Origin of the sequence: Pseudotabrizicola sp., assembly GCF_030656345.1 — a bacterium.
Taxonomy (GTDB): Bacteria; Pseudomonadota; Alphaproteobacteria; order Rhodobacterales; family Rhodobacteraceae; genus Pseudotabrizicola.
Window position 1 is genome coordinate 237,208 of the sequence record NZ_JAUSNR010000015.1, and the last position, 25,434, is coordinate 262,641.

At 64.6% G+C, this 25,434-nt stretch carries 22 protein-coding genes; 8 read left to right on the forward strand and 14 right to left on the reverse strand.

All coding sequences use genetic code 11. The features are described from left to right. Positions 1-27: 27 nt before the first annotated feature. Entirely contained in the window at positions 28-537 is a 510-nt protein-coding gene (locus tag Q7J44_RS09085) for a component of SufBCD complex (RefSeq protein ID WP_304879064.1), read from the reverse strand. Positions 538-663: 126 nt separating this feature from the next. Between Q7J44_RS09085 and hemB the strand changes: the two genes are divergently transcribed. Together hemB and Q7J44_RS09095 are read left to right on the forward strand one after the other, a co-directional pair. Beyond that, positions 664-1,671 carry a porphobilinogen synthase gene (gene hemB / locus Q7J44_RS09090; RefSeq protein ID WP_304879066.1) on the forward strand — a complete coding sequence of 336 codons (1,008 nt, stop codon included), beginning with the start codon at positions 664-666 and terminating at the stop codon, positions 1,669-1,671. A 141-nt stretch (positions 1,672-1,812) separates the two neighbouring features. After that, a complete protein-coding gene (locus Q7J44_RS09095) occupies positions 1,813-2,376 on the forward strand; it encodes a YSC84-related protein (RefSeq protein ID WP_304879068.1) in 564 nt (187 codons plus the stop codon). A gap of 86 nt (positions 2,377-2,462) precedes the next feature. Here the strand turns inward: Q7J44_RS09095 and Q7J44_RS09100 are convergent, their stop codons facing one another. Beyond that, entirely contained in the window at positions 2,463-3,326 is an 864-nt protein-coding gene (locus Q7J44_RS09100; protein WP_304879070.1) for an NAD(P)-dependent oxidoreductase, read from the reverse strand. A gap of 82 nt (positions 3,327-3,408) precedes the next feature. Here Q7J44_RS09100 and Q7J44_RS09105 point away from each other — a divergent pair, with 82 nt between their 5' ends. Next, on the forward strand, positions 3,409-5,874 hold the full coding sequence (locus tag Q7J44_RS09105; protein ID WP_304879072.1) for a penicillin acylase family protein: 2,466 nt from the start codon (positions 3,409-3,411) through the stop codon (positions 5,872-5,874). Here the strand turns inward: Q7J44_RS09105 and Q7J44_RS09110 are convergent. Together Q7J44_RS09110 and Q7J44_RS09115 are read right to left on the reverse strand one after the other, a co-directional pair. Further along, entirely contained in the window at positions 5,871-6,878 is a 1,008-nt protein-coding gene (locus tag Q7J44_RS09110; protein WP_304879074.1) for a tellurium resistance protein, read from the reverse strand. The genes Q7J44_RS09105 and Q7J44_RS09110 overlap by 4 nt on opposite strands. Before the next feature lie 72 nt (positions 6,879-6,950). After that, positions 6,951-7,793 carry a GNAT family N-acetyltransferase gene (locus Q7J44_RS09115; RefSeq protein WP_304879076.1) on the reverse strand — a complete coding sequence of 281 codons (843 nt, stop codon included), beginning with the start codon at positions 7,791-7,793 and terminating at the stop codon, positions 6,951-6,953. Between the two features lie 45 nt (positions 7,794-7,838). Between Q7J44_RS09115 and Q7J44_RS09120 the strand changes: the two genes are divergently transcribed. Further along, complete coding sequence (locus tag Q7J44_RS09120) at positions 7,839-7,961, forward strand: hypothetical protein (RefSeq protein WP_304879078.1); 123 nt, start codon at positions 7,839-7,841, stop codon at positions 7,959-7,961. A 46-nt stretch (positions 7,962-8,007) separates the two neighbouring features. Here the strand turns inward: Q7J44_RS09120 and Q7J44_RS09125 are convergent, their stop codons facing one another. The 5 genes from Q7J44_RS09125 to Q7J44_RS09145 all read right to left on the reverse strand — a co-directional run bounded on the left by Q7J44_RS09125 (position 8,008) and on the right by Q7J44_RS09145 (position 14,622). Next, a complete protein-coding gene (locus Q7J44_RS09125; RefSeq protein WP_304879080.1) occupies positions 8,008-9,093 on the reverse strand; it encodes an ABC transporter ATP-binding protein in 1,086 nt (361 codons plus the stop codon). Positions 9,094-9,110: 17 nt separating this feature from the next. Continuing rightward, the gene (locus Q7J44_RS09130; protein ID WP_304879082.1) at positions 9,111-10,745 is read right to left on the reverse strand and encodes an alpha-amylase family glycosyl hydrolase; all 1,635 of its coding nucleotides are present in this window, start codon (positions 10,743-10,745) and stop codon (positions 9,111-9,113) included. A 7-nt stretch (positions 10,746-10,752) separates the two neighbouring features. Then, positions 10,753-11,895 carry a carbohydrate ABC transporter permease gene (locus Q7J44_RS09135; protein ID WP_304879084.1) on the reverse strand — a complete coding sequence of 381 codons (1,143 nt, stop codon included), beginning with the start codon at positions 11,893-11,895 and terminating at the stop codon, positions 10,753-10,755. Position 11,896: 1 nt separating this feature from the next. Then, on the reverse strand, positions 11,897-13,138 hold the full coding sequence (locus tag Q7J44_RS09140) for a carbohydrate ABC transporter permease (protein WP_304879086.1): 1,242 nt from the start codon (positions 13,136-13,138) through the stop codon (positions 11,897-11,899). 131 nt (positions 13,139-13,269) lie between these two features. Further along, positions 13,270-14,622: an ABC transporter substrate-binding protein gene (locus Q7J44_RS09145; RefSeq protein ID WP_304879088.1), complete on the reverse strand. Its 1,353-nt coding sequence runs from the start codon at positions 14,620-14,622 to the stop codon at positions 13,270-13,272. 298 nt (positions 14,623-14,920) lie between these two features. Between Q7J44_RS09145 and Q7J44_RS09150 the strand changes: the two genes are divergently transcribed. Genes Q7J44_RS09150 through Q7J44_RS09160 form a run of 3 tightly spaced genes read left to right on the forward strand, consistent with a single transcriptional unit; the run spans position 14,921 to position 18,299 of the window. Further along, positions 14,921-15,946: a substrate-binding domain-containing protein gene (locus tag Q7J44_RS09150; protein ID WP_304879090.1), complete on the forward strand. Its 1,026-nt coding sequence runs from the start codon at positions 14,921-14,923 to the stop codon at positions 15,944-15,946. A gap of 31 nt (positions 15,947-15,977) precedes the next feature. Then, the gene (locus tag Q7J44_RS09155) at positions 15,978-17,306 is read left to right on the forward strand and encodes a GH1 family beta-glucosidase (RefSeq protein ID WP_304879091.1); all 1,329 of its coding nucleotides are present in this window, start codon (positions 15,978-15,980) and stop codon (positions 17,304-17,306) included. An 18-nt stretch (positions 17,307-17,324) separates the two neighbouring features. Then, a complete protein-coding gene (locus Q7J44_RS09160) occupies positions 17,325-18,299 on the forward strand; it encodes an ROK family protein (protein ID WP_304879094.1) in 975 nt (324 codons plus the stop codon). Between the two features lie 138 nt (positions 18,300-18,437). Here Q7J44_RS09160 and Q7J44_RS09165 read toward each other — a convergent pair whose 3' ends face one another. Further along, positions 18,438-19,097 (reverse strand): alpha/beta hydrolase, encoded by a 660-nt coding sequence (locus Q7J44_RS09165; protein ID WP_370692979.1) that lies wholly within the window; start codon positions 19,095-19,097, stop codon positions 18,438-18,440. Beyond that, positions 19,097-19,726, reverse strand: coding sequence for a DNA-3-methyladenine glycosylase (locus tag Q7J44_RS09170; RefSeq protein ID WP_304879097.1), 630 nt, complete (start codon positions 19,724-19,726; stop codon positions 19,097-19,099). The genes Q7J44_RS09165 and Q7J44_RS09170 overlap by 1 nt, the downstream gene beginning before the upstream one ends. A gap of 99 nt (positions 19,727-19,825) precedes the next feature. Here Q7J44_RS09170 and Q7J44_RS09175 point away from each other — a divergent pair, with 99 nt between their 5' ends. Beyond that, positions 19,826-21,031 (forward strand): MFS transporter, encoded by a 1,206-nt coding sequence (locus Q7J44_RS09175; protein WP_304879099.1) that lies wholly within the window; start codon positions 19,826-19,828, stop codon positions 21,029-21,031. Between the two features lie 69 nt (positions 21,032-21,100). Here the strand turns inward: Q7J44_RS09175 and Q7J44_RS09180 are convergent, their stop codons facing one another. The 3 genes from Q7J44_RS09180 to cysS form a co-directional block, all read right to left on the reverse strand. Beyond that, a complete protein-coding gene (locus tag Q7J44_RS09180; RefSeq protein ID WP_304879101.1) occupies positions 21,101-21,862 on the reverse strand; it encodes a squalene/phytoene synthase family protein in 762 nt (253 codons plus the stop codon). 91 nt (positions 21,863-21,953) lie between these two features. Then, the gene (gene cimA, locus Q7J44_RS09185; RefSeq protein WP_304879102.1) at positions 21,954-23,588 is read right to left on the reverse strand and encodes a citramalate synthase; all 1,635 of its coding nucleotides are present in this window, start codon (positions 23,586-23,588) and stop codon (positions 21,954-21,956) included. A 108-nt stretch (positions 23,589-23,696) separates the two neighbouring features. Then, positions 23,697-25,235 carry a cysteine--tRNA ligase gene (gene cysS, locus Q7J44_RS09190; RefSeq protein ID WP_304879103.1) on the reverse strand — a complete coding sequence of 513 codons (1,539 nt, stop codon included), beginning with the start codon at positions 25,233-25,235 and terminating at the stop codon, positions 23,697-23,699. Between the last annotated feature and the right edge of the window lie 199 nt (positions 25,236-25,434).

Here is a 25,434-nt window from a genome sequence, read left to right on the forward strand (position 1 = left end):
TGCCCGCCCGTCAAGGGCGCAACCCCGTCAGGTGATGTTGTGATACATGCCAAACAGGGCGGTGACGAAGATTGCGATCATCCCGATCAGCTGGGTGACAAAACGGTGCCGCATCATCAGCCGCACCAGTGCTGCGCCTGCCGGGGCCTCGGCCTCGACCCGCAAGGCCAGCCGCAGCGTCAGATAGCCGATCAGCACCATCGGGCCGGCCATCAAAAGCACCGCCTGCGCGAATTCCACCCGGTACAGACCTGCCAGCATCCCCAGCACCGTCAGCACAAAGCACACAAAGCCGATCACCCACATGCCGCCCCGGCGCGAGATATACAGCATCCGCCGGGCGTTGATCCGGGCCAGCACCGTCAGATCCTCCACCGCCTCGGCGTCCTGCCGCCGGGCGCGGGTGATCAGATCAAACGGCACCCCCATCACCCAATGGCTGACCGACGACCACAGCACCGCCAGGGCGATCCAGTACCACAGGCTCGAGAACGACCGCATGTCGATCAACAGAAAAACAAGGGTATACCATTCCAAGATCAATACCATTCCAAGATTGGCGCAGCTTTTGCCTGATATCACGCTCAAGGCTTGCAGCCCCGCGCCTTTCCATGGCAGGCAAGACCAAAAGCTGCAAGCCCCTCACCAGATGCGAGCCCTGCCATGCGCCCGACCGTTGCCCCGACGCCTACCTCCCGCTTTCGCCGCCTGCGCAAATCTGCCAGCCTGCGGGCGCTGGCGCAGGAAAACACGCTGTCGGTGAATGATCTGATCTGGCCGGTGTTTGTGCGCGACGGAAACAATCTGCGTGAACCCATCGCGTCGATGCCGGGGGTCGACCGTCTGTCGGTCGATCAGGTGGTCCGCGCGGCGGAAGAGGCGGCGGAATTGGGCATTCCCGCCATCTGCCTCTTCCCCTACACCGACCCCGCAAAACGCACCGCCGATTGCGCCGAGGCGTGGAACCCCGACAATCTGGCGAACCGCGCCATCCGCGCGATCAAGTCGGCGGTGCCCGACATCGCGGTGATGACCGATGTGGCACTGGACCCCTATAACGCCCATGGTCATGACGGGCTGGTGCAGGATGGCATCATCCTGAACGACGAAACCGTTGAGGCATTGGTCAAAATGACTTTGGCGCAGGCCGAGTCGGGGGCCGATATCCTTGGCCCGTCTGACATGATGGATGGCCGCATCGGCGCGATGCGCGCGGCGCTGGAGGCGGCGGGGCACAAGGATGTGGCGATCATGTCCTATGCCGCGAAATACGCCAGCGCGTTTTATGGTCCGTTCCGCGATGCGGTGGGGGCGACTGCGGCACTGAAAGGCGACAAGAAAACCTACCAGATGAACCCCGCCAACAGTGACGAGGCGATGCGCCTGATCGAACGCGATCTGGCGGAAGGTGCCGATATGGTGATGGTCAAACCCGGCCTGCCCTATCTCGACATCATCCACCGCGCCAAGACCATGTTCGGCGCGCCGACTTTTGCCTATCAGGTCTCGGGCGAATACGCGATGATCCGGGCCGCGGCGCTGAACGGCTGGATTGATGGTGACCGGGTGATGCTGGAAAGCCTGATGGCGTTCCGCCGGGCGGGCTGTGACGGGGTGCTGACCTATTTCGCGCCCGAGGTCGCCCGGGCGATCCGCGACGGGCGGGCCTGATTTGCGGGGCTGATCGGCAAACTGCCGCCAAGACCGCGATCGTCGCATGACAATTGTTCACAAACCCGCTATATATGGTGGGAACGGGCCAGCAGAGCCCTGATCGGCCCCCGCGGCCACAAGAGGCAGAGGCGACAGCATATGACCGCAGCACGTAATTTATCCAGACGGGTCTTCCTTGGCGCGACGGGGGTCACCGGCTTTCTCGCCGCCTGCGGCAACGGCGTGGGCAGCAATGGTGCCGCCCAGATCGACGCGCGGGTGGTGTCGACCGAGCAATATCTGTATTCGAGCTTCCCCGGCACCCGCGATCTGGCCAGCCGCGCCGCCGGCGTGCTGATCATGCCGCTGATCACCGAAGCCGGGCTGATCTATGGCGGCGGCTACGGGCGCGGCGCGCTGCGGGTGAATGGGGTGACGGTGGATTACTATTCCGCCACCCGCGCAACCTTCGGGTTGCAGATCGGCGCCCAGCAATATGCCCATGCGCTGTTTTTCATGACTGAAAGCGCACTTGGCCAGTTCCGCCGCAGCCCGGGTTGGGCCGCCGGGGCCGATGTGCGCTATGCCACGCCTGCGCAAGGCGCGTCCATCGGCAAGGAAACCACTGAAATGGAGCCGGTGATCGCGCTGGTCTTCGGTCAGCAGGGCTTTATCGCCGGGGCCACGCTGACGGGCGTGAAATACAACCGTATCATCCCGTAACCGGACGATCTTTCTGCGAAACGTCCGGGGCCACTGAATGTTCGCAGAACAGTCGTAACCCCGGACGTTTCGCAGAAGATCTGTGCTCAGCGCAACCGGCGGATCAGGCTTGAGGTGTCATTGCGCCCGCCGCCCATCCGCTGCACGTCCTTGTAGAACTGGTCCACCAGTGCCGTCACCGGCAGCGATGCCCCGATGTCGTTGGCTGTGGCAAGGCAGATCCCCAGATCCTTGCGCATCCAGTCCACCGCAAAACCATGATCAAACTTGTCTTCCAGCATGGTCTTGTGCCGGTTGGCCATCTGCCACGACCCTGCCGCGCCCTGGCTGATCACCTCGATCACCGCCTCGCCGTCCAGCCCGGCCTTTTCGCCAAAGGCAAGCGCCTCGGCCAGACCCTGCACCAGCCCGGCGATGCAGATCTGGTTCATCATCTTGGCGATCTGCCCGGCACCCGAGTCGCCCAGACGGCGGCAGACCCGTGCATAGGCGTCGATCACCGGCTCGGCGCGGTCGTATTGGTCCTGCGATCCGCCGCACATCACCGACAGCGCGCCGTTTTCCGCCCCCGCCTGCCCGCCCGACACGGGTGCGTCGACAAAGCCAAGCCCCATCTCTGCCGCCAGTGCTGCCATCTCGCGCGTGACCTGCGCCGACACCGTGGTGTGATCGACAAACACCGCGCCCTTGTTCATCCCGGCAAAGGCCCCATCGGCCCCGGTGCACACGCCGCGCAGGTCGTCGTCATTGCCCACACAGGCAAACACGAAATCCTGCCCCATCGCCGCCTCACGCGGGGTTGGGGCCGCGCGGCCGCCATGCTTTTCCACCCAGGCGTCAGCTTTCGCGGAGCTGCGGTTGTAGACCGTCACCTCGTGCCCTTTGGCCGCCAGATGGCCCGCCATCGGAAACCCCATCACGCCCAAGCCCAAGAATGCTACCTTTGCCATCACATGCCTCCCTTCGCATTGCTCTTTTGTCTGCAATGTCTTAGGTAACAGGCCCACCCCTGCCGTCAAGAACAGGCCCCTTATGCTCAGTGTTTTCCGTTGGATGCTACGGCTGTTGACAGGGCTTGTGGCCTTGGGTTTGCTCTGTCTGATCGGTGTTTACTACTTTCTGGAACGCTCGATCCCGGATTACACCGAATCCTTCACGATTGCGGGCATTTCCGCCCCGGTCGAGATTTTGCGCAACAATGACAACGTGCCGCACATCTTTGGCGCGACCGACCGCGATGTGTATTTCGCGCTTGGCTTTGCCCATGCGCAGGACCGGCTGTGGCAGATGACCATGCTGCGCCGTACAGCGCAGGGCCGGTTGTCTGAGGTGTTTGGCAACCGCACTCTGAAAATCGACGAGCTTTTGCGCCGCTATGACCTTTACACCCTGTCGCTGCAATCGGTCGAAGCGCAGGACGCCCCCACGCGGGACGCGCTGGAGGCTTATGCCGCCGGGGTCAATGCGTGGATCGGCGAGATCAACAACGGCGCGCGCGGCCGGGGTGCGCCGGAGTTCTTCTTCTTTTCCAACGAGATTGCCGCCTGGGCCCCCGCCGATTCCATCGCCATCCTGAAACTGATGGCGCTGCAACTCTCGGGCCACCTTGAGGCCGAGGTGCTGCGCGCCCGGATGTCGATGCTGCTGCCCGCCGACCGGCTGCGCGATATTCTGCCTGATGATCCGGGTCAGGCGATCACCGCCCTGCCCGATTATGCCCAGCTGATGCCGGGCGTTTCCCCCTCTACCGCGCCGCTGCGCATGGCCACCGATGACCCGCTGTCGCCGTTTCCCCGCGTCGATCTGGCGGGGGCGTCGAACGCATGGGCCGCCGTGCCGGACCGCTCGGCGGCGGGCGGTACGCTGCTGGCCAATGACCCGCACCTTGGCTTCACCGCGCCCACCATCTGGTATCTTGCCCGGCTGGAGCTGCAATCGGGCGGCGTGATCGGGGCCACCATTCCCGGCGTGCCCAGCATTCTGATCGGGCGTTCGGCGGCTTTGGGCTGGGGGCTGACCTCTTCTTACGTCGATGATCAGGATCTGATCATGGAAAAGCTCAACCCCGCCAATACCGAGGAATATCAGACGGCCGAGGGGATGAAGCCGTTCACCACCCGCCGGTCCATCATTCAGGTCCGCGGCCAGACCCCGGTGACCATCACCCTGCGCTGGTCAGAGGCGGGGCCGGTCCTGCCCGGATCACATTACGATCTGGCCTCTGTCACCCCGCCCGGCCATGTGGCGGCGCTGTCATGGACTGCACTGTCGGGGGCCGACACCACGATGACCGCCGCCCTGCGGGTGATGCAGGCACGCTCGATCAATGACGCGATTGAGGCCGGGCGGCTGTTTGTCGCCCCGGCGCAGAACCTGATGCTGGCGGATGCCAATGGGATTGCGCTGCAGGTGATCGGTCAGATCCCGGTGCGCGATGCCGGCCACCCGACGCAAGGCCGGATGCCCGCCCTTGGCACCAATGCCGCCAGCCGCTGGCAGGGCACCCTGCCCTATGACAGCAACCCGCGCGTGATCAACCCGACCAGCGGCATCCTTGGCAATACCAACAACAAGACCGTCGATCAGCCCTTCCCCGACCATCTGTCCTTTCTTTGGGGCGACACGCAGCGCATCCAACGCTGGCTGGCGCTGATGCAGACGCGCGAGGTGCACACCCGCGAAAGCTTCATCGAGGCGCAGCTTGATACCGTCTCGCCCGCGGCGCGTTCGATCCTGCCGCTGATCGGGGCCGATCTGTGGTTTACGGGTGAGGCCGCCGCCGACAATACCCCCGAACGCCTGCGCCAGCGGGCGCTGAGCCTGCTGGCCGAATGGAACGGCGAGATGAACGAACATCTGCCCGAACCGCTGATCTATCAGGCCTGGGTCCGCGCGCTGAATGACCGGCTGATCCGCGATGAGCTGGGGCCCCTTGCCGATACCATCACCCACCCCGATCCGGTGTTCATCGACCGGGTGTTCCGCAACACCGGCGGGGCGGGCATCTGGTGTGATGTGATCCAGTCGGCGGCGGTGGAAACCTGCGCTGACCTTGCGCGTATTGCGCTGGATGAGGCGCTGATCGCCCTGACCGGGCGCTATGGCCCCAACCCCGAAAGCTGGCGCTGGGGGCAGGCGCATGAGGCGACGCATGACCATCCGGTGATGGGCGAGGTGCCGTTCCTGAAATGGTTCGTCAACATCCGCCAGTCGACCAGCGGCGATGACCACACCCTGATGCGCGGCCGCACCAAAGGCACCGGGCCGAACCCTTATCTGAACGTGCATGGCGCGGGCTATCGCGGGGTGTATGACTTTGCCGACCCGGATTCCTCGGTCTTCGTGATCTCGACCGGACAGTCCGGCCACCCGCTGTCACGCCATTACGACGATCTGGGCGAACGCTGGCGGCGCGGCGACTATGTGCCGATGAGCCTTGATCCGGAGCTTGCCCGCGCAGCGGCCGTCGGCAGCACGATGCTGACGCCGCGCCCTTAGGCGGTGGCGGCGTTGGTCTTGCTGGCCAGCGTGCCCGCAGGCCACATAGCGATCACCCGCCACGCAATCACCGGCACCGCGCCCAGTGCCAGAACGCTGACCACCACCCCCGCCAGCCCCCAGCCGTTGATCAGAAGGGCCGAGGCGAAGGCCGCCAGCGGAAAGGTGAACGCCCCCCACAGCGGGGTAAACCCGGCCTGAATGATCCAGCGACCCGAGATGATCAAGGCGACGAAAACCGCGCAACCCACCAGCAGCATCCCCTGCGCCAGCGTGGTCATCCCCAGAAGCCCGGCGACCGAGGCGAACAGGCTGGCCGGGGCCAGATGAATCGCCAGCAGCGGGCGCAGTGGCGCGGGCGGGATGCGTTTGATCAGCTGCGCCGCGCTGATGCCCCAGATCACCACCGCCACCAGAATCGTGCCCCACAAGATCCCTGCGGCCAGCCGGTCCCACCCCAGCGGCACCGCCGCCAGCGCCCCCACGATGGAGCCGACAAAGGCCAGATGCCACACGGGGGTGACACCCCGCCCCTCAGCCGGGGCGCGCCGCAGGCTGCGGATCATCAGCACCGCCAGCACGGTCTGCAACCCCAGCCCGAAGATCAGCACGCCCTGCGCCAGACCGGCGTGAAAGAACCCCAGCACCCCGGCACAGGCAAGACTGCCGACCGACGCCGCCGCCAGCCCCGCCCGCCCCGGCAGGGTGCGCAGATCTTCCGTCACCACAGCGGGGCGGCGGGCGATCTTGATGGCATAAGCCACCGCACAGAACAGCCACAGCCCCAGCGCCAGCCCCATCACCAGATCACCAAGGCCCTGCGGCACCTGCACCTCGATCAGCGTGCGTTTCAGCGCCAGCGACAGGCCCAGCAGGCCCAGCACCACCGCAAACACCGCAGGCGGCATCCGCGCGAACAGCGGCAGCTTGCGCGGCGGGAACTCGGGGGCCGGGAATTTCGGTGGCAGCCGCTTGCGGCGGGGGTGGGTGGAACTGGTGGGCATGAAACACACTCCTGTAGGCTCAATGACTAAGCGCATATGCATGGCCGTTGCAAGCACGCCCCAACCGCCGCGCTATCCCGGCAGCACCAGACAGGTCGGCCCCAGCCGGTGCAGCGCCGCCCCGGTGCCCAGCTTGAACCGCGCAAGGCCCGGCGCATCCTCGGTGTTGATGTCGCCCAAATCCAGCACCGTCACCCCTTCGGCCCGCAGGGCCAGAGCGGCCTGCCACAACAGCACTCGGTGCGCCCCCGCCGCCCGTGCGGCAGAATCGGCATGGCCCAGATGATAGGTTGCCCAGTCCCCATGACGGACAAAGCACATCATCGCCCGCGCCCGCCCGCCCTGCCGCCATTGCCACAGCCGCACCGCCTCTGGCGGCAGCGCCTGCGTGAACGCCCCCGGCAGGGCGCGATAGCCGCGCGCCTGCCGCTGCGCGCCCTCGGCCGCGATCAGCGCGGGCAGCGCACTATGGGGGGCCGCCGCCGCCTGCACCCCGCGCAGTTCCGCCGCCCCCAAGGCGTTGCGCCATTTGCCCGCCATCCCGGCGCGCAGATCCTGCGGCGTGGGGCGCAGATCCCACAGCGCCACATGGCGCGGCGTCATCAGGGGGATGATCCCCAGCCCATGCACATCCTGCTCGGGCAAAACGATCAGCGCCGCCGCCAGCCGCGCCAGTCGGCGCAGCGCCCGCCGGTGCAGCGCAGGCTCTACCCGCTGCGCCCAGACCGGGCCGCGCAGCGCAACCGCCAGCCCGGCGCGGCGCATCACCTGCACCCGCGCCAGCACCTGCCCGTCTGCCCGCAGCTCTGCCCGCGCCACCCGCCCGCCACAGGCCCGCACCGCCGCTGCATAGGCGGCGCTTTGCTGCAAGGGGCCGGTTGGCGAAAACTCTTCACAATCCCAATGCCAGTTCATCCTGCCGTTAACGCATAGGAAACTGAATCATCGTTTAACACCGGCATGTCACAGCCAAAGATCACCCCCCGCCTCGCCCCCGCCCCGCGCCTCACGCTCTGGGTGCCCGGGCTGCTCGCCTCTGGCCTCGGGCTGGTGTTTCTGGCGGTGCTGGCGCTGGTGCCATAGCAAAAGGCCCCGGCTTTCGCAGGGGCCTTTGGTCAGGGATCAGACATCAGCGATACAGCAGGCTGATCCCATTGCTGAACAGATGCACCTTGGCCGGATCGGCGCCCAATGCCACCGTGGTGCGGCGCACATCGTTGTGGATGCCGGGCAGCTTGGCCACCACCTGCGCATCGCCGCCGGCGCGCTTGAAATACAGCAGCGTCACCTCGCCCAAGGCTTCGGTAATCTCAACCTCACCGCTGAAAATCGGCGTGCCGGTGGTGGCCAGCAGATCCTCTGGCCGCACCCCGATGTTCACCTTCATCCCCATATCGGCGGCCAGCGTCGGCACGGATGATACCGCCTCACCGCCGTTTTCCAGCTGCACCCGGGTCTGCGCGCCGGTGCCTACAACCTCACCCGCCATCAGGTTCATCGCCGGGCTGCCGATGAACTGCGCCACGAATTCGTTCTGTGGCCGTTCGTACAGTTCCAGCGGCGTGCCGACCTGCGAAATCCCGCCGCCCGCCAGCACCACAATGCGGGTGGCCAGCGTCATCGCCTCGACCTGATCATGCGTCACATAGATCATCGTCGAATTGGGCATTGACTCTTTCAGCTGCGCAATCTCCAGCCGGGTCGCCACCCGCAAGGCGGCGTCGAGGTTGGAAAGCGGCTCATCAAACAGATAGACCTTGGGGTCGCGCACGATGGATCGCCCGATTGCCACCCGCTGCCGCTGCCCGCCCGACAGCGCCTTTGGCAGACGGTCCAGATACGGCTCCAGCTGCAGGATTTTTGCCGCCTTCGCCACTGCCGCATCAATCTCGGCCTGCGATTTTTTGGCGATCTTCAGCGCAAAGCTCATGTTGTCGCGCACGGTCATATGCGGGTACAGCGCGTAGGACTGGAACACCATCGCAATGCCGCGCTGCGCCGGGGGCACCTCATTCATGCGGTCGCCGTCGATGGTGAAATCGCCGCCGGAAATCTTTTCCAGGCCCGCAATCATCCGCAGCAGCGTCGATTTTCCGCAGCCCGAGGGGCCGACGAAAACGATCAGCTCGCCGGTCTTGATGTCGAGGTTGATGTTCGACAGCACCGTGACCTCGCCATAGGCTTTTGCCACATTTGTCAGTTTCAATTCGGCCATGTCCGGGCTCCCCTCCCTTATTCCTTGCGCATCAGACAGAAGCCCCAGCCGCCGAGTGTGACCTCGCCACCGATGGCCGCTGTTGCGCCAAGATCGCCGCCAATGGCGGCCCACTGTCCTTCGGGCAGCCGGATATGTGTTTGTTCGGCCCCAAGATTGAAGGCGCAGAAAATCTCTTCCTCGCCCATCCGGCGGAAGGAGGCCAGATCGCCATCGGCGACCAGCCCGGCCAGATCGCCATAGCGCAAGGAGTCATGCGCGCGGCGGAACGCCAACGCCCGGCGGTAATGGTTCAGCATCGACGCAGGCTCTGCGTCCTGCGCGCTGACCGCCCGGTTCAGATGCGGCGATTTCACCGGCAGCCACGGGTTGCCATCGGAAAACCCGCCATTGGCATTGTCGGTGACCCATGTCATCGGCGTGCGCGCGCCGTCGCGGCCCTTGAATTCGGGCCAGAATTCAATGCCGTAGGGGTCGCGCAGCTCTTCAAAGTCGATATCCGCTTCGGGCAGGCCAAGTTCCTCACCCTGATACAGGCACAAAGACCCGCGCAGGCACATCAACAGCACGGTGTAAGTCCTTGCTGCAGCGTCAGAAAGATCCCACCTTGTGATATGGCGCACCGTGTCGTGGTTGGAATAGGCCCAGCACGGCCAGGCATCCGGGGCCACCGCATTCATCCGCCCAAACGTCTCGGCCAGCAGATCCGCCGTCAGCCGTGTGGGCTGCAACATCTCGAACGGATAGCACATCTGCACCTTATCCCCGCCCGAGGTGTATTCGGCCATGATCTCCAGCCCGCGCTGCGCATCGCCGACCTCTCCCACCGCCGCCGCGCCGTAGGGGTTCATCACCTCACGCAATTTTCGAAGGAATTCAAGGTTTTCCGGCTGGTTCTTGTCAAACAGGTGTAGCTGGTGGTTATAGGGGTTCACGCCCGGCGCGATGCTGTCATTGCGCAGGTCTTTCGGCAAGGAAGGATTGTCGCGCAAGTATTTGTCGGCAAAGTAGAAATTGATCGTGTCCAGCCGGAAGCCATGCACCCCGCGTTCCAGCCAGAACCGCACCACATCCAAGAGCGCCTCCTGCACAGGTTCATGGTGCAGGTTCAGGTCGGGCTGGCTGGTCAAGAAGTTGTGCAGATAATACTGCTCGCGCCGCGCATCCCAGTGCCAGGATGATCCGCCAAAGATCGCCAGCCAGTTGTTGGGCGGCGTGCCATCCGGTTTTGGTTCCGCCCAGACATACCAGTCGGCGCGCGGGTTGGTGCGGTCGCGGCGGCTTTCCTTGAACCACGGATGCTGGTCGCTGGTGTGCGACAGCACCAGATCAATCATCACCTTCAGCCCCAGTTCGCGCGCCCGCGCCATCAGCGCGTCGAAATCCGACAGGGTGCCGAACATCGGGTCCACGTCGCAATAGTCTGACACGTCGTAGCCGAAATCCTTCATCGGGCTGGTGAAGAACGGGCTGATCCACACCGCATCGGCCCCAAGGCTGGCGATATGATCCAGCCGCGCGGTGATGCCGCGCAAATCGCCGATGCCGTCACCATTGCTGTCCTGAAAGCTGCGCGGATAGATCTGGTAAATCACCGCCCCGCGCCACCAGTTGGCATCGGTGCCCATCACGAATTGTTCTTGTTTGGCCATAGATCTCTCACTTCACCGATCCGGCCAGCAGGCCGCGGACCAGGTATTTCTGCATTACAAAGAACACCAGCAAAGGCACCGCGATGCTGATGAAAGCGGCGGTCGCCAGAATTTCCCAGTTGCCGCCACGGGTGCCCAGAAGTTCCACGATCTGCTTGGTCATCACCGTGGTTTCCCCCGACGAGTCGATCAGGAACACCAAAGACACCAGCAGGTCATTCCACGTCCACAGAAACTGGAAGATGGCAAAGGAGGCGAGCGCCGGGAAGGACAGCGGCAGGATGATCTTGGTAAAGATCTGGAAATCAGACGCGCCATCGACCTTGGCGCACTCGATGATATCGCGCGGCAGACCCACCATGTAATTTCGCAAAAGATAGATCGCCAGCGGCAGCCCGAACCCGGTATGCGCCAGCCATGTGCCCAGATAGCCCTTGCCGATGCCAATCTCGTTGTGCAGTTTCAACAGCGGAATCAGCGCCAGTTGCAGCGGCACCACCAATAGCCCGACAATCGCCGCAATCAGCAGCGCCCGGCCGGGAAAATCCATCCACGCCAGGGCATAAGCGGCAAAAGCTGCCACAAGGATCGGGATGATGGTGGCGGGAATCGTCACCGTCAGCGTGTTGAAGAACGCCTTCGACATGCCGTCGGTGTTGCTGGGTTCAAACAGGATGGCGCGGTAGTTCTCGAACGTGAACTCCGGCGGGGTGGCGGCGGTGCTGAAAATCCGTGGCAGGCGGGTGCCTTCGGTTGTCACCGGGCTGGACAGCACATAGGCGCCATCCTCGGCCACGCTCAGCGTAACACCGTCGCCCAGATCGGCCACGTCGCCGGGCTCAAATGCGGTCGGTTGCACCGAAGACGTGCCCCAGGCGCTGACGGTGGCATCGGTGGCGGCAAACAGCCGCCCCTCGATCACAAACCGCCCGTCCACCTCGACCTCGGCCCCGCCGACGCGGATGGCGGGCACCTGACGTTCCTGCGTCGACAGCGCCGACCACCAGCCGGATGTGGCGATCTGATCCGCCGTGCGGAACGATGACACAAACAGCCCCAGCGTCGGGAACAGCCAAAGCGCCACCAGCACCGCCATCGAGATATGCACCGCCCAGGTCAGCCCGGACTTTTGACCCACTACATTGTCCATGTCAGCGCATCTCCTTGCGGGCGTTGTAGACGTTCCAGATCAGGATCGGCGTCACCAAAAGCATGATCACCATGGCAGAAGCCGAGCCGACACCCCAATCGTTGGCGCGGAACAGCTTGTCATACATGTAATTGGCCAGCACCTGCGTTTCCCATTGGCCGTTCGACATGGCAAAGACGATGTCGAACACCTTGAGCACGACGATGGTGATCGTGGTCCAGACCACCACGATGGTGCCCATGATCTGCGGCACCTTGATCTTGAAGAAGATCTGGAACGGGTTGGCCCCGTCGACAATCGCGGCCTCGATCGTGTCTTCGGGCACCCCGCGCAAGGCCGCCGACAGGATCACCATGGCAAAGCCGGTCTGGATCCAGACCAGCACGATCATCAGAAAGAACGAGTTCCAGAACGGAATGGTCAGCCATGTCTGCGGCACCCCATACGGCAGATCCGCGCCCAGCACCCCGAGGACCGAGCGCAGCGATATGTAGATCAGCCACAGCGCCACCGCTGCCCCCAGAACCCGCAGCGGAATGGTCCCGCGCCCCACCGGCTGGCCCGCAGGGCGCAGCATCGGGCGCACAAACACCCATGCGATCCACCCGACCGCAGCGGCAAAGGCCAACAGCCCCAGCGCCGGCACAATCTTTAGGAACAGCACCGACGCAGGCCCGCCCTCAAACGCCAGCCATACCGCGTTCAGAATCCCGATCTGCTCCTGATCGGCGGGGCGGGTGTCATAGACCAGCTTCCAGATCACGGCGGCACCCACAAAGGAAATCGCCATCGGCATGAAGATCAGCGATTTGGCGATATTGCCCCAGCGAATGCGGTCAGACAGTTGCGCCGCCAGCAGGCCGAATGCGGTCGACATCGCCGGCACCACGATCAGCCACAGCATGTTGTTGCGCAGGGCCTCCCAGAACTTCGGCTCGCCCGACATCTTGCGGTAATTGTCCAACCCCACCCAGACATAGCCGCCCCCCGGCACCCGCTGGGTCAGCGACAGGCGCAAGGTCTCCACCACCGGATAGGCGAGATACACCGACAGCGCGATCAGCGCCGGGGCAAGAAACAGCCAGGGCCGGATCAGATTGGCGCGGTTGATGTTGCGCCCGGCATGCGGGCCGGATGGCGGATACAGCACCTTGTCCAGAAACAGGTTGGAAAAGTAGAAATAGCCGACGCAGCCGCCAACCCCGATGATGATGGTGATCAAACCCTGAAGTGCCGGTGACATGGCGCCTCAACCTCCCCCTTTGTGTTCCCCGGTCCGTGGCCGGTTGACCCGGCTCGCATTCTGTCGGTCTGCGCGCATCTGCGGCAAAGAAACCCCCGGCGGCAGGTGATGCCGCCGGGGGTGGTCAGGCTTTACTGCAACCCGTCCCAGGATTGCTGGATGGCATCCGCCACCTCTTGCGCCGGTTTGCCGCCTGCATAATCGACCATCCCGGTCCAGAAAGAGCCAGCCCCAACACCGCCCGGCATCAGATCGGACCCGTCAAAGCGGAAGGTATCGGCGCTCAGCAAAATCTCCCCCATGCCTTTGAGCGTGTCATCGGCATAAAGATCGACGTTGACCCCGGTATGCGGCGTCAGGAATCCCGATTGCGCCATCCACACCTCATGCGCGGCGGGCACTTTCAGCCATTCGATAAAGGCGCGCGCCGCCGGGCTGTCCTTGGTGATGCCAAACAGCGTGCCCGCGCCCAGAACCGGCTTGCCGAGGTCTTTTTCCGCATAGGCCGGGAAATAGAAGAAATCGGCGTCCAGCCCCATCTGCGTGCCCTCGGGGAAGAAGGACGGGATGAACGAGGCCTGACGGTGCATCATGCACTGCGGCGGCGACGAGAACAGACCCTTGGGGCTGTCGCGGAAATCGGTGGTGGCAACGGCCCCCCGGCCCCCGGCGACGCGGCCCTCTTCGATGAACCAGCCGAATTCCTCAATCGCGGCCACGACCTTGGGATCGTTGAACTTCAGCTCATTGCTGACCCATGCGTCATAATCCTGCGGCGTGTTGACCCGCAGCATCATGTCTTCCACCCAATCGGTCGCAGGCCAGCCGGTCGCCCCGCCCGACCCCAGACCGACGCACCATGGTGTCACACCATCGGCCACCATCTGTTCGGTCAGCGCTTTCAACTCTTCCATGGTTTCGGGCACGTCATAGCCCGAATCCTCAAAATTCTCCGGGCTGAACCAGACCAGCGATTTCAGGTCGACCTTGTAGAAAAAACCGTACAGCGCCTCGGTGCCATCCGGGCCGGGAAAGGTCGCCAGATCGACCCAGGACTGGCCCGCCGCGTAATTTTCCTGAAAGAAGGTCGCATCCGCATCGGTCAGCGGGGCCACCTGCCCCAGACGCGCCAGATCGGCGGCAAGGCCGGGCTGCGGGAACACCGAGATATTGGCGGCAGACCCCGCCTCGGCATCAATGCGCACCTGCGTCTCAAAGCTGTCCGATCCGACGTATTGCACGGTCACGCCGGTGGCAGCCGCAAAATAGGCCAGCATCGACTCGACCAGTTCCTGATCGGGGCCAAGCCATGGGCCGGCAATCGTCAGGGTCTGCCCGGCCAGATCGCCATGCGCGGCCTTGAACTCTTCATACGAGGCCCAGTTGAAGGCCCCCTCACCGATCGGAAAAGTCAGGTCTTGCGCCACAGCGCCGCCCGCCATCATCGCCAGCGCGGCAACGCTGACTGTCAGTTTCAATGTCATATGCAGTCCTCCCGGATGACCCCGCCCATCCTGCGGGGCGCTGTGCCAACAGCGGCGGAATGGCGACCGAAAAGAATCGCCCTCAAACCGCTTTGGATAGCGCACTTTTGCCGAAGGCCCCGCAGCTGTCAATCCAATGTGCCTGCTGCTGGTGCAAAGCGGTGTTTTTGCAGGCGCAGCATGGGCCTGTAACGATTACGCCATCGTCGCTTTACCTTTGACCTCTTGGTGCCGTCTGGCTAAGGTCAGCCCCGATTGAAACCGTTTTGGGCGCACCCGCCACAATGATCCTGCCACTATGAACCTCAAGGAACTCGCGTCCCGTCTGGGCCTGTCGCCCACCACCGTCAGCCGCGCGCTGAACGGCTACCCCGAGGTGAATGAGGCCACCCGCGAACGCGTGATGGCGGCTGCAAAACGCCACAACTACCATCCCAACACCCGCGCCATCCGTCTGGCCACCGGGCGGGCGATGGCGGTGGGGCATGTGATCCCTGTCGCCACCCGGCATGAGATTGTGAACCCGGTCTTTGCCGATTTCATCGCTGGCGCAGGCGAGACCTACAGCCGCAACGATTACGACATGGTGCTGTCGGTGGTGCCCGACGATCAGGAAGAAGCCGCCTATCGCGGGATGAAATCCAAGGGCAATGTCGATGGCGTCATCGTCCACGCGCCCAAGCTGAACGACCCGCGCATCGCCCTGCTGCATGATATCGGCCTGCCCTTCGTGGTGCATGGCCGCGCCACCGGGGCCACGCTGCCCTATAGCTGGCTTGATGTGAACAACCGTCGCGCCTTTCAGCGCGCCGCCGAATTCCTGCTCGATCTGGGCCACACAAGGATTGCGCTGGTCAACGGTCTGGAGTTCATGGATTTCGCCATCCGCCGCCGCAGTGGCTATGAAGGGGCGCTGATCGCCCGTGGCATCACGCCAGACCCTGCGCTGATGTCCTCGGATGAGATGACCGAAATCGCCGGCCACCGCGCCGCGCGGCGCATGCTGGCGCTGCCCGACCGGCCCACCGCCTTCATGGTCGCCTCGATGATCTCGGGCATGGGGGTGCGGCGCGCGCTGGAAGAGGCGGGGTTGCAGATGGGGCGCGATATCTCGGTCATCATCCATGACGATGACCTGAGCTACATGAAGAACGGCGAGGATGTGCCGATCTTCACCGCCACCCGGTCTTCGGTGCGCGATGCCGGACGGCTGGCGGCAGACATGCTGCTGGACCTGATCGCCAACCCCGGCCCGGTCCAGCAACGCCTGCTGGAGGCAGAGCTGATCATGGGCCAGTCCACCGGCCCCTGCCCGCGCGCCTGACACCTCAGATCTTACCTGAAAGTCCCCTCCCATGCCCCTGTCACGCTTTGATTTTCCACCCGGATTTGTCTTCGGTGCCGCCACCGCCGCCTATCAGATCGAAGGCGCAGGATTCGGTGGCTGTGGCCCCAGCCATTGGGATACCTTCGCCGCCACCCCCGGCAATGTGGTGCGCGCCGAGGATGGCGCGCGCGCCTGCGACCATTACCACCACTGGCCCGCCGACCTTGATCTGTTGCAAGCGGCCCATATGGATGCCTACCGCTTCTCCACATCCTGGGCGCGGGTGATGCCCGATGGGGTGACGGTGAACGCGGAGGGCATGGATTTCTACGACCGTCTGGTCGATGGCATGCTGGCCCGCGGGCTGAAGCCGTTCCAGACCCTCTACCATTGGGAGCTGCCCTCCGCCCTCGCCGACACAGGCGGCTGGACCAACCGCGACACCTGCGCCCGTTTCGCCGATTTCGCCCAAACCATCACCGAACGCCTCGGCGACCGCGTGGCATCGATCGCCACCATAAACGAGCCGTGGTGCGTGGCATGGCTGTCGCATTTCATCGGTGCCCATGCGCCGGGCCAGCGCGACATCCGCGCGGCTGCCCGCGCCATGCACCACATTTTGCTCGCGCATGGCATGGCGGTGCAGCGTCTGCGCGACATGGGCCAGCAAAACCTCGGCATCGTGCTGAACTTCGACTATGCCGAACCCGCGACCGACAGCGCGCAGGACCAACAGGCCGCCGCCCGCTGGGACGGCATCTTCAACCGCTGGTTCATCGAAGGCATCACCAGACAGACCTACCCGCAGATCGTGCTCGACGGCCTCGCCCCCCATATGCCGCAGGGCTGGCAGGATGACATGGCGCTGATCGGCCAAAAGCTCGACTGGCTCGGCGTGAACTACTACACCCGCCACCTGCACGCGCATGACCCCGCCAGCCCCTGGCCCCATCTGCGCGATGTGCCGGGCCCCCTGCCGAAAACCCAGATGGGGTGGGAGATCTACCCCGAGGGGCTGCACCATTTCCTGACGCGGATGGCAAAGGACTATGTTGGCAGCCTGCCGATCTATGTCACCGAAAACGGCATGGCCAATGCCGATCAGATCACGGATGGCACCGTCCCCGATCAGATCCGCGAAGACTTCCTCTTCGCCCATCTCGCCGCCACCAGGCGGGCCATCGCGGACGGGGCCAATGTCAAGGGCTTCTTCTACTGGTCGCTCTTGGACAATTACGAATGGGCCGAGGGGTATGAAAAGCGCTTCGGTCTCGTGCATGTCGATTTCGACAGCTTGGCAAGGACCCCGAAAGCCTCGTATCACGCACTGGCCCGGGCGCTGGCCCGCAATGCGTAACGCCCAAGGACGCCGCCCATGACCCTCGCCCTTCTTGCCGATATCGGCGGCACCAACACCCGCGTCGCTCTGGCAGACGGCGACCGCGTGCTGCCCGACACGCTCGCGCGCTTTGCCAATGCCGACTATCAGGCGCGCGGTCAGGACATTGCCAATATCCTGTCCGATTACCTGAACACCAGCGGCCAGACCGTCTCGGGCGTCTGTGTCGCCGCCGCAGGGCCGGTGCAGGACGGCGTTGCGCAGATGACCAACCTGCATTGGGTGATCGACGACGGCAAACTGCGCGCCGCCACCGGCGCGCGCCATACCGCCATCCTCAACGATCTGCAGGCGCAGGGTCAGGCGCTGGGGCACATCGCACCGGACAAACTGCGCCTGGTCACCGATGGCCCGAAGGTGCCCGGCACCATGCTGGTGGTGGGCCTCGGCACCGGCGTCAACGCCGCCCCCGTGCATGGCAGCGGGGCCGCCCGCATCGTACCGCCGTCGGAATGCGGCCATGTCAACATGCCGGTGCGCTGCGAAGAAGACCTGGCGCTGATGCGCTTTGTCGAAGCCCTGCTGGCCGCGCGCGGCGAGGTCGCGCATTGCGGCGTGGAAGAGGTGCTGTCAGGACGCGGCCTGATCAACCTGCACGCCTTTGCCGCAGCACAAGCGCACGCACCCGCCGCCACCACCTCGGCGCAGGTTTTTGAGGCTCTCGAAAACGGCGATCCGACAGCCACCCATGCCGCCACGCTCTACACCCGGATTCTGGCGCAAACACTTGCGGACCTCGCGCTGATCCACCTGCCCTATGGCGGCATCTACCTGATCGGCGGCATGGCCCGCGCCATGACCCCGCATTTCGCGCGGCTGGGGCTGAGCACACATTTCCGCGAAACCCGCCGGGTGGACCTGCTGGAGACCGGTTTCTCGATCACGGTGGTCGAGGATGATTTTGCCGCGCTCACCGGCTGCGCCGCTTATCTGCACGCGCAATCGGCCTGAGCGGACGCGCCCCTGCGTCATCTCCTGTTCAGAAATATCCTCGGGGGTGGGGCGCCGCAGGCGACCAAGGGGGCAGACAGCCCCCTTCGCTCTGAACAAAAAAACAATGCGGCCCCTCTTCGGGGCCGCTCCGCCAGATCACCCCGGCAGCCGCTCGCGCAGAAACTGCAAGGCCACGCCCAGCCCGTCCGGCGCAATCCCATGCCCGGAGCCTTGCATCACATGGCCGAACACCTCGAACCCCGCCCCCAGCAGCGCGTCGCCTGCCAGTGACATATCGGCAAAGGGCACCACAGGGTCCTGATCGCCGTGGATCAGCAGCACCGGCGGTTTCACCCCCGCCTCCGCCATCAGCAGTTCCGGCCCCAGCAACCGGCCCGAGATCGCCACCACGCCTGCCAAAGCCACATCACGGCGCGGTGCGACATGCAGGCTCATCATCGCGCCCTGCGAAAACCCGACCAGCGCCAGTGCCTCCGGCCCGATGCCTTCCTCCGCCATAATCCGGTCCAGAAACCCGTTCAGATCCTCCGCCGCGCGCAGCAGCCCGGCACGGCTGTCGGCCTCATCAGACCCGTCCAGCCATGGAATCGAAAACCACTGCCGGCCAAAGCCATTGCCCGTGGTCCGCTCCGGCGCGTCGGGGGCATAGAATGCGGTGCCCGGCAGATGCGGGGCCAGCGGGTCGGCCAGCCCCAGAAGGTCTGCGCCATCCGCCCCGTAGCCATGCACGAACACCACCACGCTCGTGGCAGCCCCCGGGGCCACCCCCCGCCGTGCCGATTGCAACTCCCGCATCACATCACCCCTTCGCGTGCCTTTGCGACCCGGTAATAGGCCCAAAGCACGCGTGCCGCAACCGACCGCCACGGGCTCCACGCCGCGGCCATCGCGCGCAGCGCCTTCTCAGATGGCCGCGCCTCCAGCCCGTACAGAACCCGCGCCGCCTCCTGCAGGGCCAGATCGCCTGGCGCAAACACATCCGCCCGCCCCAGCGCGAACATCGCGTAAATCTCGGCGGTCCATGTCCCGATGCCGGGCACCGCCACCAGCGTGGCGATCACCTGATCGTCGGGCACGCCGCGCAAGCCCTCAAAATCAATCCCCGCCCGCGCAAGCGCCTGCCCATAGCGCGCCTTTTGCCGCGACAGACCCACGGCGCGCAGAGTCTCTTCACCGGCATCCGCCATCGCCTGCGCTTCAGTCAACCCTGCCGCCTCCAGCCGCGCCCAGATCGCCCGGGCCGAGGCGACGGAAACCTGCTGCGACACGATGGCCGACAACAGCGCCGCAAACCCGTCCGGCTGCCGCCGCAGCGGCAACGGCCCGCACAGTGCAATCGCCTGCGCCATCCGCGCATCGCGCGCGGCCAGCCACGCAGCCCCTTCGGTCACGCAAGCCTCGGTCCGTATGATCCGTCCCACCATCGCGCCACCCTGCCCCGGCATGTCGGCACAGGCAACCCGGTCCTTGCGCCAAAACGCCTCTTGCCCACCCCTGCCAAACCTCCTACCGCTTGGCACATCATGACTCAGGATGCCCTCGCCCGCCGCAATGTTTTCGTCCTTGTCGCGGCGCAGGCCGTGCTGGGCGCGCAGATGCCGATGATCTTCACTATTGCCGGTCTGGCCGGGCAAAGCCTTGCGCCCAATGCCTGCTGGGCCACGTTGCCGATCACGCTGATGGTCGTCGGCTCGATGCTCACCGCCACGCCGATTTCTGCCTTCATGCAGCGCTATGGCCGCCGCGCGGGCTTTGTCGCGGGCGCGCTTGGCGGTGCGCTTGGCGCGGCGATCGGGGCGTATGGCCTGATGACCGGCAGTTTCGTGCTGTTCTGCATCGGCGGGTTGTTCACCGGCACCTACATGAGCGCGCAAGGCTTTTACCGCTTCGCCGCAGCCGACACCGCATCCGATGAATACCGGCCCAAGGCGATTTCATGGGTCATGGCCGGGGGCCTGTTGTCCGCCGTGCTTGGCCCGCAACTGGTGAAGGCCACGGCCGAGGCGATGGTGGTGCCGTTCCTTGCCACTTACCTCGCGGTGATCGGGCTGAACCTGAGCGGCATGTTCCTGTTCCTCGGGTTGAAGATCCCGAAACCCAAACCCCCCGCCGCCGGTGCCCCGATCGGCCGCACACGCGGCGAGCTGATCCGCAACCCGACTATTGCGGTGGCGATGATCTGCGCCACCGTGTCCTATGCGCTGATGAACCTGGTGATGACCTCGTCGCCGCTTGCGGTGGTCGGCTGCGGGTTTGAAACCGGCGATGCCGCCGATGTCGTCACCGCCCATGTGCTGGCGATGTATGCCCCCAGCTTCATCACCGGCCATGTGATCGCCCGCATCGGCGTGGAACGGGTGATCGCGCTTGGCCTGATCATCCTTGCCGGATCGGGCGCTGTCGCGATGTCGGGGGTAGAGCTGGGGAATTTCTTTGTGGCGCTGGTCCTGCTGGGCATTGGCTGGAACTTCGGCTTCATCGGTGCCACCACCATGCTGACCTCGGCCCAACGGCCGGAAGAGCGTGGGCGGCTGCAGGGTCTGAACGACCTGATCATCTTTGGCGGGGTCTCGGTCGCCAGCTTCGCCTCGGGCGGGCTGATGAACTGCTCGGGCGGGTCGGTGCAGGCCGGGTGGCAGCTGGTCAATATGGCGATGCTGCCATTTCTGGTGGCGGCTGGTGGCGCGCTGATCTGGCTGTGGCTGCGGCCGCGCGAGATGCGGGGCTGATGGCGCTTGTGGCTGGGTGCGGGAGCGCGCCGCGCGGGAGTATTTGGAAAAGGTGCAAGCGGCAGGGGGTCAGAACAGACCTGTCGTTGCTTGCCAAAGCAGGCGGCCCCGGCGCGCGAAGTCTGACAGCTGCAGGCGTCCCTCGGCCACCGCCGCCGGGTCGCGTGCGGCCTGTTTGAGCAGACCTTCGGCCTGCCAGCCCGCCAGCAAGGCCGGGCGCAGCGCGCGCGGCACGCCTGCCTTGCGCGCCGCGTTCAGCCGGATCAGCCCGCGCAGCGCCAGTTGGCTGACCGCCTGCGGCCGGCCATCGACCAGCGGCACCCGGCCCCGCGCCGCAAGCTCGGGGATCGCGCGCAGATATTGCGCAAGCGCCGCCGCCCAGCCATAGCTGCGCACGGCAGCCTCGGCCTGTGGCTGCGCGCCCAAGGCACAGGCCGACAGCCACATCAGCCCGGCGCCGGTATCCTCCAGATACGCATCCATCGCCGCCTGATCCTCGAACGGATCGCGGGTGATGTCCCAGCGGCGCGCCTCGATCATCCGGTCCAGCACATCGGGCGGCAGGCCAGCTTCAAGGATCAGCGCCTGCAGGGGTGCTGCCACCTCATGCGCGCGGGGGGTGGCGGGTTCCGCCACCACATCGCGCCACCATTGCAGCCGCATCTCGGCGATCATCGGCTCGGTGCTGACCCATGGCGCGCGCGCGACCTCCAGGTTCAGCGCATACAGCGGCAGCAGCCGTGCGCGCGCCGCCTGCGGGGCGGCCAGAACGGCGGCAAACCGGTCCGGATCGCCGCGTTCAACCAAGGCGGCACAGGCATCAAGGCTCATGCCGGTTGCACCCTGCGGGCGGCACAGAAGCGCCCCGGCTCCCCCGGCGTCTTGTGCGGCAGGCCGCAACACGCCGTGTACAGCGCCTCACTCATTCCGCTGCCTCGGTCGCGGGATGACCCAGATCGCGGATCAGCTTCCACTGGATCGCATCGAGCAACGCCTCGAAGGACGCATCGACTATGTTCGGGCTGACCCCCACGGTCGACCAGCGCCTTCCCTGATCATCCTCGGAATCGATGATCACCCGCGTCACCGCCTCAGTCCCGCCTTGCGTGATGCGCACCTTGAAATCCACCAGCTTCATGCTGTCGATACAGTGCTGATAGGGCCCCAGATCCTTGGCCAGCGCCTTGGCCAGCGCGTTCACCGGGCCACGGTCGGTGCCGGTGGCGTCCATCGATTCGCTGACCGACAGCATCTTGCGGTCGCCGATCTTGACCACCACCACCGCCTCGGACAGGCTGATCATCCGGTCATACTTGTTCTTCCTGCGCTCCACCGTCACCCGGTAGCGCTTGACCTCGAAGAACGTGGGGTTCAGCCCCAGCGCGCGGCGCGCCAGCAGCTCAAAGCTGGCCTGCGCGCCGTCATAGGCATAGCCCTGATCCTCGCGCTCCTTCACCAGCTCCAAAATCTGCCCCAACTGTGCATCCTTGGGGTCCACCACTATTCCCGCCTGTGCCAGCCGTGTTCGCAGGTTCGACTGGCCGGCCTGATTGCTCATCGGGATGATGCGCGCGTTCCCGGTCACTTCCGGCGGCACATGCTCATAGGTGGTGGGGTCTTTCAGAATGGCACTCGCATGCAGCCCCGCCTTATGGGCATAGGCACTGGCCCCCACATAAGGCGCCGCCCGTAGCGGCACCCGGTTCAGAATGTCATCCAGCATCCGGCTGGTCTTCAGCAAGCCCGCCAGAGCGTCATGGCTGACCCCGGTGTCAAACCGGCTGGCATAGGGTTCCTTCAGCAACAGCGTCGGGATCAGCGACACAAGGTTGGCATTGCCACAGCGCTCCCCCAAACCGTTCAAAGTGCCCTGCACCTGCCGCACCCCGGCATCCACCGCCGCGAGCGAGCAGGCTACCGCCATGCCGGTATCGTCATGGCAATGGATGCCCAAGCTGTCGCCCGGAATGCCGCTGGCAATCACCTCCGCCACCACCCGGCCCACCTCCGATGGCAAGGTGCCGCCATTGGTGTCGCACAGCACCAGCCAGCGCGCGCCCGCATCATACGCCGCGCGCAGACAGTCCAGCGCATACTCCGGGTTCGCCCGGTAGCCGTCAAAGAAATGCTCGGCGTCAAACAGCGCCTCGCGCCCTTGCGCCACCACATGCGCGACCGAATCCGCAATCGCCGCCCGGTTCTCGGCCAAGGTACAGCCAAGCGCCGTGGTCACATGAAACTCATGGGTCTTGCCGACCAGACAGACCGATTTCGTCCCGGCATCCAGCACCAAGGCCAGCACATCATCATTGGCCGCCGACCGCCCGACCCGCTTGGTCATGCCAAACGCCGTCATCACCGCCCGCAGCTTTGGCACCGCGCTGAAAAACTCCGAGTCGGTGGGATTGGCCCCCGGCCAGCCCCCCTCGATATAATCCACCCCCAGCCGGTCCAGCGCCTGCGCGATCATGACCTTCTCGGCCACCGAGAACTGCACGCCTTGGGTCTGCTGCCCGTCGCGCAGGGTGGTGTCGTAGAGGTAAAGGCGCTCACGCATCACGGTACCTTTCATCTTGACCCAAATACTCATCTTGCGCACCGCCAACACCGCCCCCGACAAGCCAGTCCCGCCGCCTCACCCCCAGAATTTTCGCAGAAAATTCGCTCACTTCAGCGCCTCCAGCTTGGCGGGATCGAAGTTAGGGCCGGGTGAGAGTTTAACGCCGGCCTTAGTCATCTGCACCTCAAGCCCGGTTGCGATAAGCGCCAATTTAAGAGCGTCGACGGAAGAAAAGTCGCGCGTTAGCATTGCCTCCTGACGAACTTTGGAGAGCCTACCGCCCCATTCGTTCAGCAGGTTCTCGTAGGCATTTGCGGCAGACCCATGTGTTGCGAGACGGTGACTTGAAACAATTCCGTTATCAAATGCTTCAAATTCCGCCGCAGAAAAAGATTGCTTTAGAGCGGCGGTATTGAAACCAAGAAGATGCAGTGCTCCAATCAGGTCCGCTTCGCGTTCTTCTTTGAGGTACTTGGCAACAAGTGTCAGGGCCAAAGAGGTGTTCAGATCATTTGCCAAGGCTTCAACAAATTCCTGAGGCGGCTTGGCAAATTCAGGAAGCACCCAAGGCTTGGAGAGCAGATCTGTGCTGAGGAACTTCGCGATCTTGCGCAGAACCGCCTCCGCCTCCCGCGCCTTCTCCTCCGTCCAGTCCATCGGCTTCCTGTAATGCGTGCTCAGCAGCACAAACCGGATCACCTCGCCCGGCACGCCCTGATCCAGCAGATCCCGCACCGTAAAGAAGTTGCCCAAAGACTTGGACATCTTCTTGCCCTCCACCAGCAGCATCTCGTTGTGCAGCCAGTACCGTGCAAAGCCCGAAGCGGTGCCATCATCCTCTGCCTTGCACTCATGGGCGCAGCAGCTTTGGGCGATCTCGTTCTCATGGTGGGGAAATTGCAGGTCCAGCCCGCCGCCGTGAATGTCAAACGCATGCGGATGCGCCTGTGCCTCCGGCGACAGGCTGTCCTTCACATCCTCCCACAGCAGCTTGTCTGCCATGGCCGAGCATTCGATATGCCACCCCGGGCGACCAAAGCCCCAAGGAGACTCCCACCCCGGCACGCCCTCCTCTGACGGTTTCCACAGCACGAAATCCATCGGGTCTTCCTTGAACGGCGCCACCTCGACCCGCGCGCCCGCGATCATGTCATCGACCGACCGCCCCGACAGCGCGCCGTAGTCCGCATAGGACCGCACCCGGAACAGCACATGGCCCTTGGCTTCATAGGCATGGTCCCTGGCGACCAGCCCTTCGATCATTGCCACCATCGCCCCGATATACTCGGTCGCGCGCGGCTCATGCGTCGGGCGCAGCGCCCCCAAAGCATCCATATCGTCGTGATACCAGCCGATCGTCTCATCGGTGATGGTGCGGATGTCGCGCCCGGTCTGCGCCGCCCTGGCGTTGATCTTGTCATCCACGTCCGTAAAGTTGCGCACATAGGTGACGTGATCCGGCCCGTAGACCTGCCGCAGCAGCCGGTACAGCACATCAAACACCACCACAGGCCGCGCATTGCCCAGGTGCGCCCGGTCATACACGGTCGGCCCGCAGACATACATCCGCACATTGCCCGCATCCAGGGGGACAAACTCCTCCTTGCGGTGGGTCATTGAATTGGTCAGCCTGATCGTCACCATATCCGGTCCCCTTACGCACAGCACTCTCCCGGCGCGGGGTCTGGCAACGGTCCTCAGCTTTGGGATGTTGACAAGAGCCGCGCGACCAAAGGTCAGCGGGGAATGCAGCAGCAGATGATGTGCATCATTGTCATGGCGTATCCATACCGCCGCACCCGCCCCGCGCCAAGCCCTTTTCGCGCAGGCCCCTGCGGCGCAC